The following is a 16,994-nucleotide window of genomic DNA, read 5'->3' as shown; positions in this document are numbered from 1 at the left end:
CACTTTGGCGAACCAGGAAGGATTGATTGATTTTTGAACAAACAATGCGAAGCATGCGCGATATTCAGAAAAAGGTGTGATAACGGACACGATTTTGCGCTTTTTTGGGATGCTTCAAAGAAAGTAAACCCGCATCAGTGTATGTTACGCGTTTTTAGCGTGTGCGGTTTTGAGTATGTACGAGTTTAATCTGGTGCTGCTGTTGCTTCAGCAGATGTGCGTGTTTCTTGTCATTGCCTGGCTGATGAGCAAAACGCGCCTGTTTATCCCGCTGATGCAGGTTACCGTACGTCTGCCGCATAAGCTGCTCTGCTACGTTACCTTCTCTATTTTCTGCATTATGGGGACCTATTTTGGCCTCCATATCGAAGACTCTATTGCCAACACGCGCGCTATCGGCGCGGTGATGGGCGGGCTGCTGGGTGGTCCCGTCGTCGGTGGGCTTGTCGGCTTAACCGGGGGGCTGCATCGCTATTCCATGGGCGGGATGACGGCGCTCAGCTGTATGATCTCAACGATCGTGGAAGGGCTGCTCGGCGGCCTGGTGCACAGCTACATGATCAAACGCGGCCGCCCGGATAAAGTCTTTAGCCCGCTTACCGCCGGTGCCATTACCTTTGTGGCCGAAGTGGCGCAGATGGCGATCATTCTGCTCATTGCCCGTCCGTTTGAAGATGCGCTGCACCTGGTCAGCAGTATTGCCGCTCCGATGATGGTCACCAACACCGTAGGCGCGGCGCTGTTTATGCGCATTCTGCTCGACAAGCGCGCCATGTTTGAGAAGTACACCTCGGCGTTTTCCGCCACGGCGCTGAAGGTCGCCGCCTCAACCGAAGGGATCCTGCGCCAGGGGTTTAACGAAGAGAACAGCATGAAGGTCGCGCAGGTGCTCTACAAGGAGCTGGATATCGGCGCGGTGGCCATAACCGACCGCGAGCGGCTGCTGGCCTTTACCGGCACCGGGGACGATCACCATCTGCCGGGTAAACCGATCTCCTCAGCCTATACGCTGCGCGCCATTGAAACCGGTGAGGTGGTGTATGCCGACGGTAACGAAGTGCCTTACCGCTGTTCGCTGCATCCGCAGTGCAAGTTGGGCTCCACGCTGGTGATTCCGCTGCGCGGGGAAAATCAGCGGGTGATGGGGACCATCAAGCTGTATGAGGCCAAAAACCGTCTGTTCAGCTCCATCAACCGAACGCTGGGGGAGGGGATAGCCCAGCTGCTGTCCGCGCAAATCCTCGCCGGGCAGTATGAGCGGCAGAAAGCCCTGCTGACGCAGTCCGAAATTAAGCTGCTGCATGCTCAGGTCAACCCGCATTTCCTGTTTAATGCCCTCAACACGCTCAAAGCGGTGATCCGCCGCGACAGCGATCAGGCCGCGCAGCTGGTGCAGTTTCTGTCGACCTTTTTCCGTAAGAACCTGAAACGGCCGTCTGAGATCGTGACCCTCGCCGATGAGATTGAGCACGTGAATGCCTATCTCCAGATCGAGCAGGCGCGTTTCCAGTCGCGCCTGCAGGTGTCGCTCTCCGTTCCGGACGAGCTGGCGTATCAGCATCTCCCGGCCTTTACCCTGCAGCCTATTGTCGAAAACGCCATTAAACACGGCACGTCACAGCTTCTGGGAACGGGGGAGATAACCATTGCCGCCAGCCGTTTCAACCACCATCTGGTGCTGGATATTGAAGATAATGCCGGGCTTTACCAGCCTTCCGCCTCGGGCGGTTTAGGGATGAGCCTGGTGGATAAACGCCTGCGCGCTCATTTTGGCGACGACTGCGGCATTACCGTCGCCTGTGAGCCAGACCGATTTACCCGTATTACCGTACGACTGCCGCTGGAGGAAAACGCATGTTAAGAGTGCTGATTGTGGATGACGAGCCGCTGGCACGAGAAAACCTGCGCGTTCTGCTGCAGGAGCAGCCTGATATTGAGATTGTGGGGGAGTGCGCGAACGCCATTGAGGCCATCGGCGCGGTGCACAAGCTGCGCCCGGACGTGCTGTTCCTCGACATTCAAATGCCCCGCATCAGCGGGCTGGAGATGGTCGGCATGCTCGATCCGGCGCATCGCCCCTATATCGTGTTTCTGACGGCGTTCGACGAATATGCCGTTAAGGCTTTTGAGGAGCACGCGTTTGACTATTTACTCAAGCCGATTGAAGAGAAGCGTCTGGAAAAAACGCTCACCCGTTTACGCCAGGAGCGAACCGTACAGGACGTCACGCTGCTGCCGGAAAACCAGCAGCCGCTGAAGTTTATCCCCTGCACCGGGCACAGCCGAATTTATCTTCTGCAGATGGATGATGTGGCGTTTGTCAGCAGCCGCCTGAGCGGGGTGTTTGTCACCAGCGCGGAAGGGAACGAAGGGTTTACCGAGCTGACCCTGCGCACGCTGGAGAGCCGCACGCCGCTGATCCGCTGCCACCGCCAGTATCTGGTGAACATGGCGCACCTGAAGGAGATCCGCCTGGAAGATAACGGCCAGGCCGAGCTGGTGCTGCGTGCCGGGCAAACGGTACCCGTCAGCCGTCGCTATCTCAAGAGTTTGAAAGAGGCGATTGGCCTGTAAAACTGGTACACTGCGCGCCATTGCATCATCGACATTCGAAGGCTCTATGCTAAGTAACGACATTCTTCGTAGCCTGCGCTACACCCTGAAAGCAAACAACAACGACATGGTGCGCATTCTTGCGCTGTCGGACATGGAATCCACGTCTGCCGGTTTCGATACCTGGATGACCAAAGAAGATGAAGAGGGCTTCGTTCGCTGTCCGGACATTATTCTGTCGGGTTTCCTGAACGGCCTGATTTACGATAAGCGTGGCAAAGATCCGGCCGCGCCGGAGCTGGCACTGGAGCGTCGCGTGAACAACAACACGGTACTGAAAAAGCTGCGCATCGCGTTCTCGCTGAAAACGGACGATATCGTGGCGATCATGACGGAGCAAAAATACCGCGTATCCGTGCCGGAAGTGACCGCCATGATGCGCGCGCCGGACCACAAAAACTACCGCGAGTGCGGCGACCAGTTCCTGCGTAATTTCCTGCGCGGGCTGACCCACCGGGTGCATCACCCGAAGGCGTGATTGCGGAATGGGTGCGGCCTGATGCCCTCACCCCGACCCTCTCCCACAGGGAGAGGGAGAAAACAAAATGCCATAAAAAAAGCCGGAGATTATCTCCGGCTTTTTTGTTATTTCACCTGCTGGCCAGGCTTCGCGCCTTCATCAGGGCTTAACAGGAAGATATCTTTCCCGCCAGGGCCTGCGGCCATCACCATCCCTTCAGAGATGCCGAAGCGCATTTTGCGCGGCGCCAGGTTCGCCACCATCACGGTCTGACGACCGATCAGCACCTGCGGGTCCGGGTAGGCTGAACGGATGCCGGAGAAGACGTTACGCTTCTCGCCGCCCAGATCCAGCGTCAGGCGCAGCAGCTTGTCAGAACCTTCCACGAATTCCGCGTTTTCGATCAGCGCCACGCGCAGGTCGACTTTGGCGAAATCGTCAAAGGTAATGGTTTCCTGAATCGGATCGTCTGCCAGCGGGCCGGTCACCGGTGCCGCAGCCGCTTTAACCTCTTCTTTAGACGCTTCCACCAGGGCTTCAACCTGCTTCATCTCGATGCGGTTGTACAGCGCCTTGAAGGTGTTCACCTTGTGGCCGAGCAGCGGCTGCGCCATGGCATCCCAGGTCAGTTCGGTGTTCAGGAACGCTTCAGCGCGGGCTGCCAGCTGCGGCAGAACCGGCTTCAGGTACGTCATCAGCACGCGGAACAGGTTGATGCCCATGGAGCAGATGGCCTGCAGATCGGCATCACGACCTTCCTGTTTCGCGACAACCCACGGTGCCTGTTCGTCCACATAGCGGTTTGCCAGGTCGGCCAGGGCCATGATTTCGCGCACGGCTTTACCGAACTCGCGCGCTTCCCACGCGTCGCCAATGGTGGCTGCCGCGTCGGTAAAGGTTTTGTACAGGGCAGGATCAGCCAGTTCAGCCGCCATCACGCCGTCAAAACGTTTGGCAATAAAGCCCGCGTTACGGGAGGCCAGGTTCACCACCTTGTTGACGATGTCCGCGTTCACGCGCTGCACGAAATCTTCCAGGTTCAGGTCGATATCGTCGATGCGGGAAGAGAGCTTCGCGGTGTAGTAGTAGCGCAGGCTGTCCGCGTCGAAGTGGTTCAGCCAGGTGCTGGCCTTAATGAACGTCCCGCGAGACTTGGACATCTTCGCGCCGTTCACCGTCACGTAGCCGTGTACGAAAAGGTTGGTTGGCTTGCGGAAGTTGCTGCCTTCCAGCATCGCCGGCCAGAACAGGCTGTGGAAATAAACGATGTCTTTACCGATAAAGTGATACAGCTCTGCCGTGGAATCTTTCTTCCAGTATTCGTCGAAGCTGACGGTGTCGCCACGCTTGTCGCACAGGTTCTTGAAGGAGCCCATGTAGCCGATTGGCGCGTCCAGCCAGACGTAGAAGTATTTGCCCGGCGCGTTCGGGATTTCAAAGCCGAAGTACGGCGCATCGCGGGAGATATCCCACTGCTGCAGGCCGGATTCGAACCACTCCTGCATTTTGTTCGCCACCTGCTCCTGCAGCGCGCCGCTGCGGGTCCACGCCTGCAGCATTTCGCTGAAGGACGGCAGGTCGAAGAAGAAGTGCTCGGAGTCACGCATCACAGGCGTGGCACCGGATACCACGGATTTCGGCTCGATAAGCTCGGTCGGGCTGTAGGTCGCGCCGCACACTTCGCAGTTATCGCCGTACTGGTCCGGGGATTTACATTTCGGACAGGTGCCTTTGACGAAACGGTCCGGCAGGAACATGCCTTTTTCCGGATCGTACAGCTGAGAGATAGTGCGGTTTTTGATAAAACCGTTCTCTTTCAGGCGGGTGTAGATCAGCTCCGACAGCTCGCGGTTTTCGTCGCTGTGCGTGGAGTGATAGTTGTCATAGCTGATGTCAAAGCCAGCAAAATCAGTCTGATGCTCCTGACTCATTTCGGCAATCATCTGCTCCGGGGAGATCCCCAGCTGCTGTGCTTTCAGCATGATCGGCGTGCCGTGAGCATCGTCCGCACAGATGAAGTTAACCTCGTGGCCGCGCATTCGCTGGTAACGGACCCAGACATCAGCCTGGATATGCTCCAGCATGTGGCCGAGGTGGATTGAGCCGTTGGCGTACGGCAGTGCGCACGTTACCAGAATTTTCTTCGCGACTTGAGTCATAGTAGGCATTACTTCTTTTAACTGTGAAAAGGGTTTTCGATATTACCAAAAGGGGCATTATTAAGTAAGCACAAACCACGGCCTTTCAGGTAAACTTGTTCATCTAAGGTCTTATTCACAAGAACAAAGGAGTCGGGATGAGTTCTCAATCCCAGGCCAAATCACCGGAAGCCTTACGAGCAATGGTCGCCGGGACGCTGGCTAACTTTCAGCATCCAACCCTGAAGCACAACCTCACTACGCTGAAAGCGTTACACCACGTTGCCTGGCTGGACGATACCCTGCACATTGAGCTGCAGATGCCGTTCGTCTGGACCAGCGCCTTTGACGCGCTGAAAGAGCAGACCAGTTCTGAGCTACTGCGCATTACCGGTGCGAAGGCGATTGACTGGAAGCTGAGCCACAGCATCGCCACGCTGAAGCGCGTGAAAAACCAGCCTGGCGTGAACGGCGTGAAAAATATCATTGCCGTCAGTTCGGGCAAGGGCGGAGTAGGGAAATCCTCTACCGCCGTTAACCTGGCGCTCGCGCTGGCAGCGGAAGGGGCAAAGGTCGGCATTCTGGATGCGGATATCTACGGTCCGTCTATTCCTAACATGCTGGGCGCGGAAAACCAGCGCCCAACCTCGCCGGACGGGACCCACATGGCGCCAATTATGGCTCACGGTCTGGCGACCAACTCCATCGGTTACCTGGTGACCGACGATAACGCCATGGTCTGGCGCGGCCCTATGGCCAGCAAAGCGCTGCTGCAGATGCTGCAGGAGACGATGTGGCCGGATCTGGATTATCTGGTGCTGGACATGCCGCCGGGCACCGGTGACATTCAGCTGACGCTGGCGCAGAACATTCCGGTCACGGGGGCGGTCGTCGTGACTACGCCGCAGGATATCGCGCTGATCGACGCCAAAAAAGGCATCGTGATGTTCGAGAAGGTGGAAGTGCCGGTGCTCGGTATCGTCGAGAACATGAGCATGCACATCTGCAGCAACTGCGGTCACCACGAACCTATCTTCGGTACGGGTGGCGCAGAAAAACTGGCCGCGAAGTATCACACCCAGCTGCTGGGACAGATGCCGCTGCACATTACCCTGCGTGAAGATCTGGACAGCGGAAAGCCAACGGTGGTCAGCCGTCCGGACAGCGAATTTGCGGAAATGTATCGCCAGCTGGCGGGACGCGTTGCGGCGCAGCTCTACTGGCAGGGCGAAATCATCCCGGGGGAAATCGCGTTCCGCGCGGTGTAATTCCTCAGCTCCTAATTGCCGGGTGGCGCTTCGCTTACCCGGCCTACAAATGGGCACCATCACGTAGGTCGGGTAAGGCGAAGCCGCCACCCGACTTTAACTCAACCGATAGTGCATCAAATAATACTCTCCGTCCGGAGAATTACCCGTCGCCTCTATGTGCCAGCCGTGTCGCTGGTAAAACGCAATAGCCCGCGCATTCTTCACCAGGCACTTAAGTGAACCCGTACTGGTAAACGTCTTCTGTACGTGTTCAAGCAACTCATGCCCGACGCCCAGGCTCTGATACTGCGGATCGACAAACAGGTTGTGCAGGAAATTATCGTTCGTCCAGACGGAGGCAAAACCCAGGCGATGACCGTTCTGAACAGCAACCCAAATCACTTCGTCGCAGGTTGCCGCGTCAAAGTCTTCAAGCTGCCAGTCCGCGCTGTCCAGCCATGGCCAGGCTTCACGCCGGGCGTGGAGGTAGAGCGTGCGCAGGAAAGGGCGGTCGCTTTCCTGCCAGGGGCGAATCAGAATTGCGTTAGCGGTGATAGAAAATATCTCCATTGTAGGCTTTGTAGATCTTGCCATCAGCATCGCCGATCAGTACGTAGTTCTCACCCATGTAGGTCCAGTGGGTTCCGGCATCCGGAGCCGGCAGGTTACGCAGCTGGTACTGTTTGATGGTGTACTCCGGCGTTTGGTACTGCGCCGGCGCCGTGTCGCCAATCTTGAATTTCGTAAAGTCAGCGATGAACTCTTGTTCTTCATAGGCCTTGATGCCCGATGGCGCAGCGGCCGTTTGCGGGGCAGCGAATGCGGATCCCGCCAGAGACAGTAATACACCCAGAAGCAGCAATTTACGCTTAGCCATTTTTTCTCCAGTGATATCGTTACAGATACTTTTCGTCTGCAGGTCGTGCAAAGCGGAGCAGACAGTCCATTTTAAGTATCAACGCAGGGTATGTTTGAGAAAAAATGTAACAAAAGTGGACGGTTTTGTGTAGTCAAACTGGATGATGTTTATCATTGTGGTGAATATTTTCTGTGTAATGTATTTTTAATATTTATTATTTCATTCATCAATTCTAAAAATAACTTTCTAAGTCAAAATTGGACTTCTATACGAATGCTTTCTCACTCAACAAGATTTAATATCGTCGTCGGGTGAAACGTACTCACTTACTTTTTAGAAGACTGAGTATTCTCATTGTTTTTACTAGAGAGCTGATGGGTTGCGGTTAATTATGCCATAAACTCATGTTAAGGAAAATAAATAATTAAATTTCATGGTGTTAGCTCGAATCTCTTTGCAGGTTTAACAATAAACATAACGTTAAAAAACTAATATTTATATAAATGAAAAATATAACTGCATTTTCTCTTTTATTTCTTACTGTTAGTCAGTTGGCAGGGTGTGTTTTTTCCTCAGGTCAGAACTTAAGCGTATCCGGGAAAAAAGTCATTTCTGTGGAAGAGAACAATTATCAGCTTGATAAGCGCGTGGAGATTTTTCCACTGACGCCGGGATTAATTGAAAAACTACTTCCGACCGTGTCGAAATCTCAGGCAAATCCTAATCTGGATGAGCAGATCAAAAACTGGGAATACCGTATTGGCACAGGCGACATCCTGACGGTCACCGTCTGGGATCACCCTGAATTAACGACGCCCGCGGGACAATATCGTAGTGCGAGCGATGCCGGCAACTGGGTCAACGCCGATGGTACGCTCTTTTATCCCTACGTCGGTAAGCTGCGGGTGGCGGGAAAAACGGTTTCACAGGTACGTGAAGAGATTACATCTCGACTGGATAAAGTCATTGAGAGCCCGCAGGTGGACGTCAGCGTTGCCGCCTTCCGTTCCCAAAAAGCCTATGTCACCGGAGAGGTCGAAAAATCAGGCCAGCAACCCATAACCAATATTCCGCTGACGGTGATGGATGCGGTTAACGCCGCTGGCGGTCTTTCTGCGGATGCCGACTGGCGTAACGTCGTGCTGACGCATGATGGCAAGGACTCCCGCCTTTCGCTCTATGCACTGATGCAGCATGGCGATTTGATGCAAAATAAGCTGCTTTATTCAGGCGATATCCTGTTTATTCCCCGAAACGACGCGCTGAAAGTGTTCGTGATGGGCGAGGTGGTTAAACAGAGCACGCTTAAGATGGATCGTAGCGGCATGACGCTGGCCGAAGCCCTGGGCAATGCGGGGGGGCTTAACCAAAATATGGCTGATGCAACCGGCATTTTTGTTATCAGGCAGGTAACGGAAAAAGTCGACACGGGCAAAATTGCCAACATCTATCAACTCAATGCGGAAGATGCCTCAGCCATGGTGCTGGGTACGGAATTCCAGCTGGAACCGTATGACATTGTCTACGTCACCACGGCACCGTTATCACGCTGGAATCGCGTGATCTCCCAGCTGGTGCCTACCATCAGCGGCGTTCATGACCTGACCGAAACCGTTCGTTACATCAGATCGTGGCCGCAGTAATGTTCCAGTCAATCTTAGTGGTCTGCACCGGCAATATTTGCCGTTCACCGATTGGTGAGCGGCTGTTGCGACAGCAATTACCCGGCAAGCAGGTGAACTCGGCAGGTATTTTGGGGCTTGAGGGGCATCCGGCGGATGCGGCTGCGCAGGCTGTGGCCCGGCGTCATGGCGTTTCGCTGGAGGGGCATATTGCCCGCAAGGTGACGCGTAACCTGTTGCAACAAGCCGATTTGATCCTGGTGATGGGGCCGGAACACCTCCGTTTCATTGCCACAATGGCCCCGGAGAACCGGGGAAAATCGCTGCTCTTTGGACAATGGCTGGACATCAGGGACATTCCCGACCCTTACAACAAAAGTCGTGAAGCCTATGAATATGTTTTCGAGCAATTGGGAAAAGCCAGTCAGGAATGGGCTCGTCGTTTGAGTCAATAAGGAATGATGCCGTTATGTCGTCTTCTAAATCAGAGAAATATAAGGCTGCGACACCGCAGAATAATGAGATCGATCTTCTTCAGTTGCTTGCTGAGATGTTTGATCACCGGGTGACGATCGCGTGTGTCACGCTCCTGCTCACGGTATGTGCGGGGATATATGCGTTCAGCGCCACGCCAGTTTATCAGGCTGATGCCCTGATACAGGTTGAAGCGAAGCAGAATAACTCACTGCTCAAGAACCTGACTCCGTTCGGGCCCGATCTCTCACCTGACGTCGCGCCGGAACTTTTACTCCTTAAATCACGGATGATCCTGGGAGAAACCATCGATCAATTAGGGTTGACGTACTACGTCAGGCGGCGCGTGTTTCCCGTCATCGGGCCTTTGTTAGAATACGTGCAGGGACGTAAATCCGCTGAAATAACGATTGGCGCGCTGACTATTCCCCTTCTGGAAGGTAAGCCACAAACGCTTTTACTCACCGTACGGGAAAAAGGGCGATATCGTCTTGAGGGAAAAACGCTTGAAGCAGACGGCATCGTGGGGAAAACGCTGCTTAAAAATGGATTATCGCTTCTGGTGACATCCCTCAGCGCAGAACCAGGCACCCAATTTACCCTCGAAACCGTCTCAAGGCTTGACGCCATCAACGCCATTCAGAACAGGCTTACGGTTGTTGAGTCGGCGAAACAAAGCGGTATGATCTTATTAACGTTAATGGGTGAAGACCCCGCCAGGATCGCCACGGTACTTAATACCATTACTGAAAATTTTCTCAGCCAGAATATTGCGCGCCAGGAAGCGAAAGATTCCCGCAGCCTCACGTTCTTACAGGAGCAATTACCTAAGATCAGCCGGGAGCTGGATGAAGCCGAAGCGAGACTGAATGCCTACAGAGAGCAACGCGATTCTGTCGACTTATCTCTGGAGGCTAAGTCAGTGCTTGATCAGGTGGTTAACGTGGAAAACCAGCTTAACGAGCTGACGTTTCGCGAAGCAGAGGTTTCCCAGCTTTTCAAAAAGGACCATCCCACTTACCGTGCCTTGCGGGAGAAGAAACAAACGCTTGAGCGGGAGCGTGCGCGCCTGAATAACCGCGTCTCATCCATGCCTTCCACGCAGCAGGAAATCTTGCGCCTGAGTCGTGACGTTGAATCCGGGCGTACCATATATCTGCAGCTGCTGACGCGTCAGCAAGAGCTGAGTATCTCGCGCTCCAGCGCTATCGGGAACGTGCGGATTATTGACCCGGCCGTTACGAAGCCAGATCCGATCAAACCGCACAAAGCGCTAATTATCGTACTGGGTATGCTGATGGGGTTGATGCTCTCTGCCGGCATGGTTTTAATGCGCTCAGCCTTTAATCGGGGCATTACCTCGTCTGAACAACTGGAAGTGCAGGGGATACCGCTTCTGGCGACGCTTCCGCGCTCGGTATGGCTCTGGAAAAAAACGCACCTGCGCAGGAAAACCCTGTTTGCTTCCCGATGGAAGCACAGGACGTCGAATGTTCCTTTTTTGCCCGTTGACCGCCCGGCAGATATGTTTGTCGAGGCGGTGCGCGGGCTGCGCACCAGTCTGCATTTTACCATGATGGATGCCACAAACCGGATCGTCGTAGTGTCTGGCCCCACGCAGGACTGCGGAAAGACGCTGGTCAGTACTTCAATGGCGTCGATTGCCGCTCAGGCCGGACAGCGAGTGCTGTTTATTGACGCTGATATGCGCAAGGGATATGTCCACAATGTTTTCCAACTGCACAATCATCGTGGATTATCCTGCGTGCTCGGAGGAGCCGTTGAGTGGCAGGAGGCGGTTCAACGCGTCGAGAAAGGCGGTTTTGATGTATTGACCTGCGGACCCCAACCTTCACATCCCGTTGAGCTGCTCATGAGTGAACGCTTCCAGGCCGTAATGTCGCAGATAGACAAACTGTATGACATCGTGATTGTCGACACCCCACCCGTGCTTGCCGTAACGGATGCCTTGCTGATAGCCAGAGCAGCGGCGACCACGCTTCTGGTCGCCCGCTTTGGTAAAACCAGCGTCAAGGAGATCGAGAACTGCCTGAAGCGTCTGCAGCAGATGGGTGTGCAGGTGAATGGCGCGATCCTCAATGATATCGTGAAATCGGCTGCGCTCTATTACAACTCGGGATATAGCCATTACGACTACGGTTATACCCAGGAGTAAACCTGACGCGACATTTCTTTACAGCGTGATGGCGTATTGCCCGTTAAGATGACCTTCGTTGAAACATGAGGTCACAATGGATAACCGCAAAATCAGTCGACTGCGCCGCTGGGCGCGGGAAGGGATCATACTCGTTCTGCTGACGCTGGCCGTAGTGTGGGGTTTTGATCGGTACCGAAAACCGACACTCCCCGCCAGTTTTAGTGCAACCCCGATGCAGAGCATCGACGGCAATATTCACGATATCGCGGCGCTGAGCCAGGAACGCCCGCTGCTGATTTACGTCTGGGCCACCTGGTGCAGTATATGCCGTTACACGACGCCTTCGGTCAATAAACTGGCGAAAGAGGGGGGCAACGTCGTAAGCATTGCCATGCGTTCCGGCGATAACGCAAAGCTTGCGCGCTGGGTTGAAAAGAAACAGCTGAAAATGCCGGTGATTAACGATGAAAACGGTGCGTTGTCGCAGCAGTGGCAGGTGAGCGTCACGCCGACGCTGGTCATTGTGTCGAAGGGTAATGTGGTCAGCACCACGACGGGCTGGACGAGCTACTGGGGTTTAAAATTAAGGATGTGGTGGGTAGGCGTATAAAAATAACCCCTCTCCCGGCGGAAGAGGGGTGCTGTATTACTTAGCCAGAACTTCCTGCGCGGTGCGCTCCACCAGAGACAGCAGGATTTTAATATCTTCCAGCGTCACGGTTGGGTTCAGCAGCGTCAGCTTCAGGCAGGTGACGCCGTTGTGCTCGGTCACACCAACGTTCGCACGGCCGGATTCCAGCAGCGCATCACCAATTTTCTGGTTCAGCAGGGCGATGCCCGCGTCATCCATCTGAACCTGTCCGCGGAAGCGGAACAGAACGCTTGCCAGCTGTGGCTGCATAACCAGTTCCAGAGCAGGCTGCTCTTTCACGTAGGCCGCAACCTGCTGCGCCAGGGTCACGCCGTGATCGATGATCGCCGCGTATTGCTCCTGCCCCAGCGCTTCCAGGCTCATCCACAGCTTCAGCGCGTCAAAACGACGGGTGGTCTGCAGAGATTTTGACACCAGGTTAGGCACGCCGGCTTCTTCGTCGAACTCGGAGTTCAGGTAGGCCGCCTGATAGCGCATCAGCTCATAGTGACGCGCTTCTTTCAGCAGGAACGCGCCGCAGCTGATGGTCTGGAAGAACTGCTTGTGGAAGTCCAGAGTGACGGAATCCACCAGCTCGATGCCGTCCAGGTAGTGACGATACTGCTCAGACATCAGCAGCGCGCCGCCCCAGGCCGCATCAACGTGTACCCAGATGTTCTGCTTCGCGGCCAACTCTGCAATCGCACGCAGCGGGTCGATAGCACCGGCATCGGTGGTACCTGCCGTTGCGACGATCGCCAGAATCTGCTCGCCGTTCGCGTTGCACTGTTCGATTTTCGCCGCCAGATCGGTCAGATCCATGCGGGAGAATTCGTCCGTTTTCACCTGCACGACGGACTGGTAGCCCAGACCCATCAGCGCCATGTTTTTCTGCACGGAGAAGTGTGCGTTTTCAGAGCACAGTACGCGAATTTTGCGCAGATCGCCGACCAGGCCGTCCTGCTGAACGGAGTGACCCTGACGCGCGAAGAACGCATCGCGAGCCAGCATCAGGCCCATCAGGTTGCTCTGGGTGCCGCCGCTGGTGAAGACACCTGCGTCGCCGGCCTGATAACCCACGCGGGTACGCAGCCACTCGATCAGCTTGATCTCGATAATGGTTGCGGACGGGCTTTGATCCCAGGAGTCCATACTCTGGTTAGTGGCGTTGATCAGCACTTCCGCCGCCTGGCTTACGACCAGGCTTGGGCAGTGCAGGTGCGCCACACACTGCGGGTGATGAACGGACAAGCTGTCTTTCAGGAAGAACTCCACGGCGCGTTCAATCGCCGCTTCGTTGCCCAGCCCTTTCGGGTTGAAATCCAGCTTAATACGGTCGCGCAGCTCTGCGACCGTTTTGCCCTGGTACATCTCAGGCTGTTTCAGCCACTGCATCACAGCCTGAGTGCTTTGTTCGATCGCCTGCTGGTAAGCTTCAATGCTCTGCGCAGAGGAGAACAAAATTGGGTTTGAATCAGACATCGTAATCAATAACTCCGGTTACGCCGGGCGAACGCCCGCAGCAAGCAGTGCCTGCTCAAATTTATCCAGGAAGATTTTCAGCTCTTCGTCGCTGATCAGCAGAGACGGCAGCAGACGCAGAACGATACCGTTACGGCCGCCGCGCTCCAGAATCAGACCGGCTTCGAAGCACTTCTTCTGAATCAGTGCAGACAGCTCGCCGTCGCCCGGGAAGCAGCCCATGTGGTCAGCGGCTTCGTGTGGCTTAACGATCTCAATACCGATCATCATGCCCAGACCGCGCACGTGGCCGATAACAGGATAGCGTTTCGCCATCTCTTTCAGCTGGCCTTTCAGCCATTCGCCCTGAGCGGCAACTTTGCCCGCGATGTTCTGATCTTTCAGGATTTTCAGCGTGGTCAGGCCGGTCGCCATCGCCAGCTGGTTGCCGCGGAAGGTACCGGTGTGGTGACCTGGTGCCCATGCGTCAAACTGCTTTTTAATACCGAGAACGGCCAGCGGCAGACCGCCACCTACGGCTTTAGACATCACGATGATGTCTGGCTCAATGCCTGCGTGTTCGAAGGCGAAGAATTTACCGGTACGGGCAAAGCCAGCCTGAACTTCGTCGAGGATCAGCAGAATGCCGTGTTCCTGAGTCACTTTACGGATGCGCTGCAGCCACTCAGCCGGAGCCGGGTTCACGCCGCCTTCGCCCTGAACGGCTTCCAGAATCACCGCAGCAGGTTTACGCACGCCGCTTTCAACGTCGTTGATCAGGTTATCGAAGTAGTACGTCAGCGCTTTCACGCCCGCTTCACCACCGATACCCAGCGGGCAACGGTACTCGTGCGGGTAAGGCATGAACTGCACTTCTGGCATCATACCGTCAACCGCTTCTTTCGGAGACAGGTTGCCGGTCACGGACAGCGCGCCGTGGGTCATACCGTGGTAACCACCAGAGAAGCTGATGATACCGCTACGACCGGTCACTTTTTTCGCCAGCTTCAGCGCCGCTTCAACGGCGTCAGCACCGGATGGCCCGGTGAACTGCAGGCAGTACTCTTTGCCCTGACCAGGCAGCAGAGAGAGCAGGTATTCAGAAAACGCGTCTTTAAGAGGCGTAGTCAGATCCAGGGTATGTAACGGCAAGCCGCTGGTAATGACATTTTGGATGCTTTTCAGCACATCAGGATGGTTATGGCCAAGCGCAAGGGTCCCCGCGCCTGCTAAACAGTCAAGGTATTCTTTATTATCTGCATCGGTGATCCACACGCCTTCTGCTTTAGTGATGGCTAAAGGCAGTTTGCGCGGATAACTCCTGACGTTAGATTCAAACTCGGCCTGACGGGCCAGATAGGTTTCGTTGCTTTTGTGGGCATCTACGGTGTCAATACGGACTTTATCCGTCATCATATCACTCCTACAACCGCCGCTTCGTTATGAGCCACGATTGAATAAAAAGTTAAAAAACAGATGGGGGCCTGAAAAAAACGCCGCCAATATAGAGCCTTTTGCCACGGGGCTCAATGGTTAATTTGTTTACTGTTTTGTGACATGGCGCTCAGGGGAGGGGATATCCCCTTTTTAAGAAAGAAAATTGCACTTTATGGTAAAGAAAAACAGAATGTTACGTGTGTTCTGCCCTGACTGTAAATTCATAAAAAAGAGTGTGACAAATCGTGCCATTCGCTGACCGAAAAGGAGGCAGACTGCCTCCTTGTTCGCTTTATTTCTGCGACACCTGCAAAATGCCGTGGTTACGCCCCGTCGTCTTATTCCAGGACGCCGCCGTAATGCCGTTCTCATCAATGCTTAGCGATATAACAAAACCATTACCGTGGATCTCATAGAAATGAGCATTCAGACGCTTAACGGTGGCCTTTTTGCCGTTAATGGTGGCGTTAAAAAAGCCATTTGAAATCGTGGCGTTAACCGCATCCGATGTAAAAGTGGCTTCACGCAAAGGGTCGTGGCCCGCAGCTGTTGCGTGCTGCGCCGCATTTTGGGCTTTTGTTTTGTGGATATCACAAGAGCCGTCATTCGCGTTCATCTCAGTACATCCTGAACGTTCTAATTGAGCACGATAGTGCGCGTTAATCGCATGAGCCGGTGTTGTCGCTACCGTTAACATCAGTGCAATCCATATTAATTGAGTTTTCATGGCTAAACTTTTGTTCACCTTATAAAACGTACAGATAATAGGAGACGTACATCATGCCGATCCAAATACCGACGCCAATGAGCATCAGATACAGGGTCGCTGAAATAATGATATGTCTGAGCATGTTTTTTCTGTCATCGCTATTCTTGCCGGAGGCAAGGGGGTTATTAACGTAATGGCGCCGGTTAATAATGCTTAAGTTCTATATCGTTAAAAGCCCATTCCGACGCCAACTGACGCTCCCATATTATTGGCGGTATCATCAGAGAAGCTCACTTTCGCGATCACATGTGAACTAAAGTTAACGGATGCCCCAACGGCAAGGGCGCTTTCACTATTGTATGTGGCTCCGCCAGCAGAGAACATAACATGCTGATTCGTTTGTACCTGCGGTAATCCTGCCATCGCCATGGCACCTGAAATGCCGGCGTTGGCTTGCTTCTTATTATTATCTACTTCATCGTGCAGTGATTTAAATTGCTGGTTGGTATTGTTATTCATTGCCTGTAACGTCTGTTTCGTTGCCAGCAGATCCTGTGCGGTGGCGGTAACTGCCTGGGTATTATTAGCCACTTTAGTTTGTGTTGCTGCGTCTACCTGCATGTGCGTCACGGTGGTCGTCACGCCATCTTTACCATCTTTGCCATCTACGCCGTTAGTGGGTTTAGGGGCATTTTCCAGGCTATCAAGACGGTTATCTTGCACTTTGTTAACGTTTTCCATATTGATAATTTCTGTGCCGTTCGTCATAACGCCCTGTAAAGCCGCATCGCTTTTTTGATTGGCGGTATCTGCAAGCGCACCAGCAAGCAAGGCTTTTTGGTAAGCGTCATTTGTGGCTTGCTCAATAACCAAAACACCTAATTTAGTGGATTGAAGGTCGCTATCCACCTGCGTTAAGCGATTTTCAGTTGAGAGATCGCGAGCAATGCTATCGACCCTGTTTTGCGTAATTTGGTCTTGATGGTCATTCACAATATCTGTGATTGATGCGTCATCCCAAACGGCAGCAGCAGCGTTGGTAATATTCATGGCGCTACCGGCGACCACCCCAAATATAAAAACAGAAATAACAGATTTATTGAAAAGTTTCATTCGAAGGACTCACTTCATTAACGTATTAAAAAAACAAATTTAAGCAGAACAGTTTTGGCTTTAGTGAGC

15 protein-coding genes are annotated in these 16,994 nt (G+C 54.0%); 8 read left to right on the top strand and 7 right to left on the bottom strand.

What is annotated here, in order from left to right; translation table 11 throughout:
* Positions 1–175: 175 nt before the first annotated feature.
* Genes HB664_RS17955 through HB664_RS17945 form a run of 3 tightly spaced genes read left to right on the top strand, consistent with a single transcriptional unit; the run spans position 176 to position 3,091 of the window.
* On the top strand, positions 176–1,861 hold the full coding sequence (locus tag HB664_RS17955) for a sensor histidine kinase (protein ID WP_023312444.1): 1,686 nt from the start codon (positions 176–178) through the stop codon (positions 1,859–1,861).
* Positions 1,855–2,574, top strand: coding sequence for a two-component system response regulator BtsR (gene btsR / locus HB664_RS17950; RefSeq protein WP_023312443.1), 720 nt, complete (start codon positions 1,855–1,857; stop codon positions 2,572–2,574). Before HB664_RS17955 ends, btsR begins: the two co-directional genes overlap by 7 nt.
* Positions 2,575–2,620: 46 nt before the next feature.
* Complete coding sequence (locus tag HB664_RS17945) at positions 2,621–3,091, top strand: DUF1456 family protein (protein WP_023312442.1); 471 nt, start codon at positions 2,621–2,623, stop codon at positions 3,089–3,091.
* A 107-nt stretch (positions 3,092–3,198) separates the two neighbouring features.
* Here the strand turns inward: HB664_RS17945 and metG are convergent, their stop codons facing one another.
* Positions 3,199–5,232, bottom strand: a complete 2,034-nt coding sequence (gene metG / locus HB664_RS17940) for a methionine--tRNA ligase (RefSeq protein ID WP_217071568.1) — start codon at positions 5,230–5,232, stop codon at positions 3,199–3,201.
* 137 nt (positions 5,233–5,369) lie between these two features.
* Here metG and apbC point away from each other — a divergent pair, with 137 nt between their 5' ends.
* The gene (apbC, locus tag HB664_RS17935; RefSeq protein ID WP_029740176.1) at positions 5,370–6,479 is read left to right on the top strand and encodes an iron-sulfur cluster carrier protein ApbC; all 1,110 of its coding nucleotides are present in this window, start codon (positions 5,370–5,372) and stop codon (positions 6,477–6,479) included.
* Positions 6,480–6,575: 96 nt separating this feature from the next.
* Here the strand turns inward: apbC and HB664_RS17930 are convergent, their stop codons facing one another.
* Positions 6,576–7,055 carry a GNAT family N-acetyltransferase gene (locus HB664_RS17930; protein ID WP_033146561.1) on the bottom strand — a complete coding sequence of 160 codons (480 nt, stop codon included), beginning with the start codon at positions 7,053–7,055 and terminating at the stop codon, positions 6,576–6,578.
* Complete coding sequence (locus tag HB664_RS17925) at positions 7,006–7,338, bottom strand: RcnB family protein (protein ID WP_023336316.1); 333 nt, start codon at positions 7,336–7,338, stop codon at positions 7,006–7,008. Before HB664_RS17925 ends, HB664_RS17930 begins: the two co-directional genes overlap by 50 nt.
* A 485-nt stretch (positions 7,339–7,823) precedes the next feature.
* Between HB664_RS17925 and HB664_RS17920 the strand changes: the two genes are divergently transcribed.
* The 4 genes from HB664_RS17920 to HB664_RS17905 all read left to right on the top strand — a co-directional run bounded on the left by HB664_RS17920 (position 7,824) and on the right by HB664_RS17905 (position 12,184).
* A complete protein-coding gene (locus tag HB664_RS17920; RefSeq protein ID WP_219939932.1) occupies positions 7,824–8,963 on the top strand; it encodes a polysaccharide export protein in 1,140 nt (379 codons plus the stop codon).
* Positions 8,963–9,397, top strand: a complete 435-nt coding sequence (locus tag HB664_RS17915) for a protein-tyrosine-phosphatase (RefSeq protein WP_033146006.1) — start codon at positions 8,963–8,965, stop codon at positions 9,395–9,397. The genes HB664_RS17920 and HB664_RS17915 overlap by 1 nt, the downstream gene beginning before the upstream one ends.
* Before the next feature lie 14 nt (positions 9,398–9,411).
* Positions 9,412–11,592: a polysaccharide biosynthesis tyrosine autokinase gene (locus HB664_RS17910; RefSeq protein WP_219939931.1), complete on the top strand. Its 2,181-nt coding sequence runs from the start codon at positions 9,412–9,414 to the stop codon at positions 11,590–11,592.
* A gap of 76 nt (positions 11,593–11,668) precedes the next feature.
* Complete coding sequence (locus HB664_RS17905) at positions 11,669–12,184, top strand: protein disulfide oxidoreductase (protein WP_219939930.1); 516 nt, start codon at positions 11,669–11,671, stop codon at positions 12,182–12,184.
* Positions 12,185–12,220: 36 nt separating this feature from the next.
* On the opposite strand, the gene HB664_RS17900 is transcribed toward HB664_RS17905, so the two are convergent.
* The 4 genes from HB664_RS17900 to HB664_RS22860 form a co-directional block, all read right to left on the bottom strand.
* Positions 12,221–13,687, bottom strand: coding sequence for an aspartate aminotransferase family protein (locus HB664_RS17900; protein ID WP_023312433.1), 1,467 nt, complete (start codon positions 13,685–13,687; stop codon positions 12,221–12,223).
* 18 nt (positions 13,688–13,705) lie between these two features.
* Positions 13,706–15,082 carry a diaminobutyrate--2-oxoglutarate transaminase gene (locus tag HB664_RS17895; RefSeq protein ID WP_014884533.1) on the bottom strand — a complete coding sequence of 459 codons (1,377 nt, stop codon included), beginning with the start codon at positions 15,080–15,082 and terminating at the stop codon, positions 13,706–13,708.
* Between the two features lie 313 nt (positions 15,083–15,395).
* Entirely contained in the window at positions 15,396–15,830 is a 435-nt protein-coding gene (locus HB664_RS17890) for a hypothetical protein (RefSeq protein ID WP_143346747.1), read from the bottom strand.
* Between the two features lie 210 nt (positions 15,831–16,040).
* Positions 16,041–16,925: a YadA C-terminal domain-containing protein gene (locus HB664_RS22860; RefSeq protein ID WP_258235823.1), complete on the bottom strand. Its 885-nt coding sequence runs from the start codon at positions 16,923–16,925 to the stop codon at positions 16,041–16,043.
* Between the last annotated feature and the right edge of the window lie 69 nt (positions 16,926–16,994).

The organism is Enterobacter sp. DNB-S2 (assembly GCF_019443845.1).
Classification (GTDB): domain Bacteria; phylum Pseudomonadota; class Gammaproteobacteria; order Enterobacterales; family Enterobacteriaceae; genus Enterobacter; species Enterobacter asburiae_B.
This window is presented reverse-complemented; position numbering and strand designations above follow the sequence as displayed.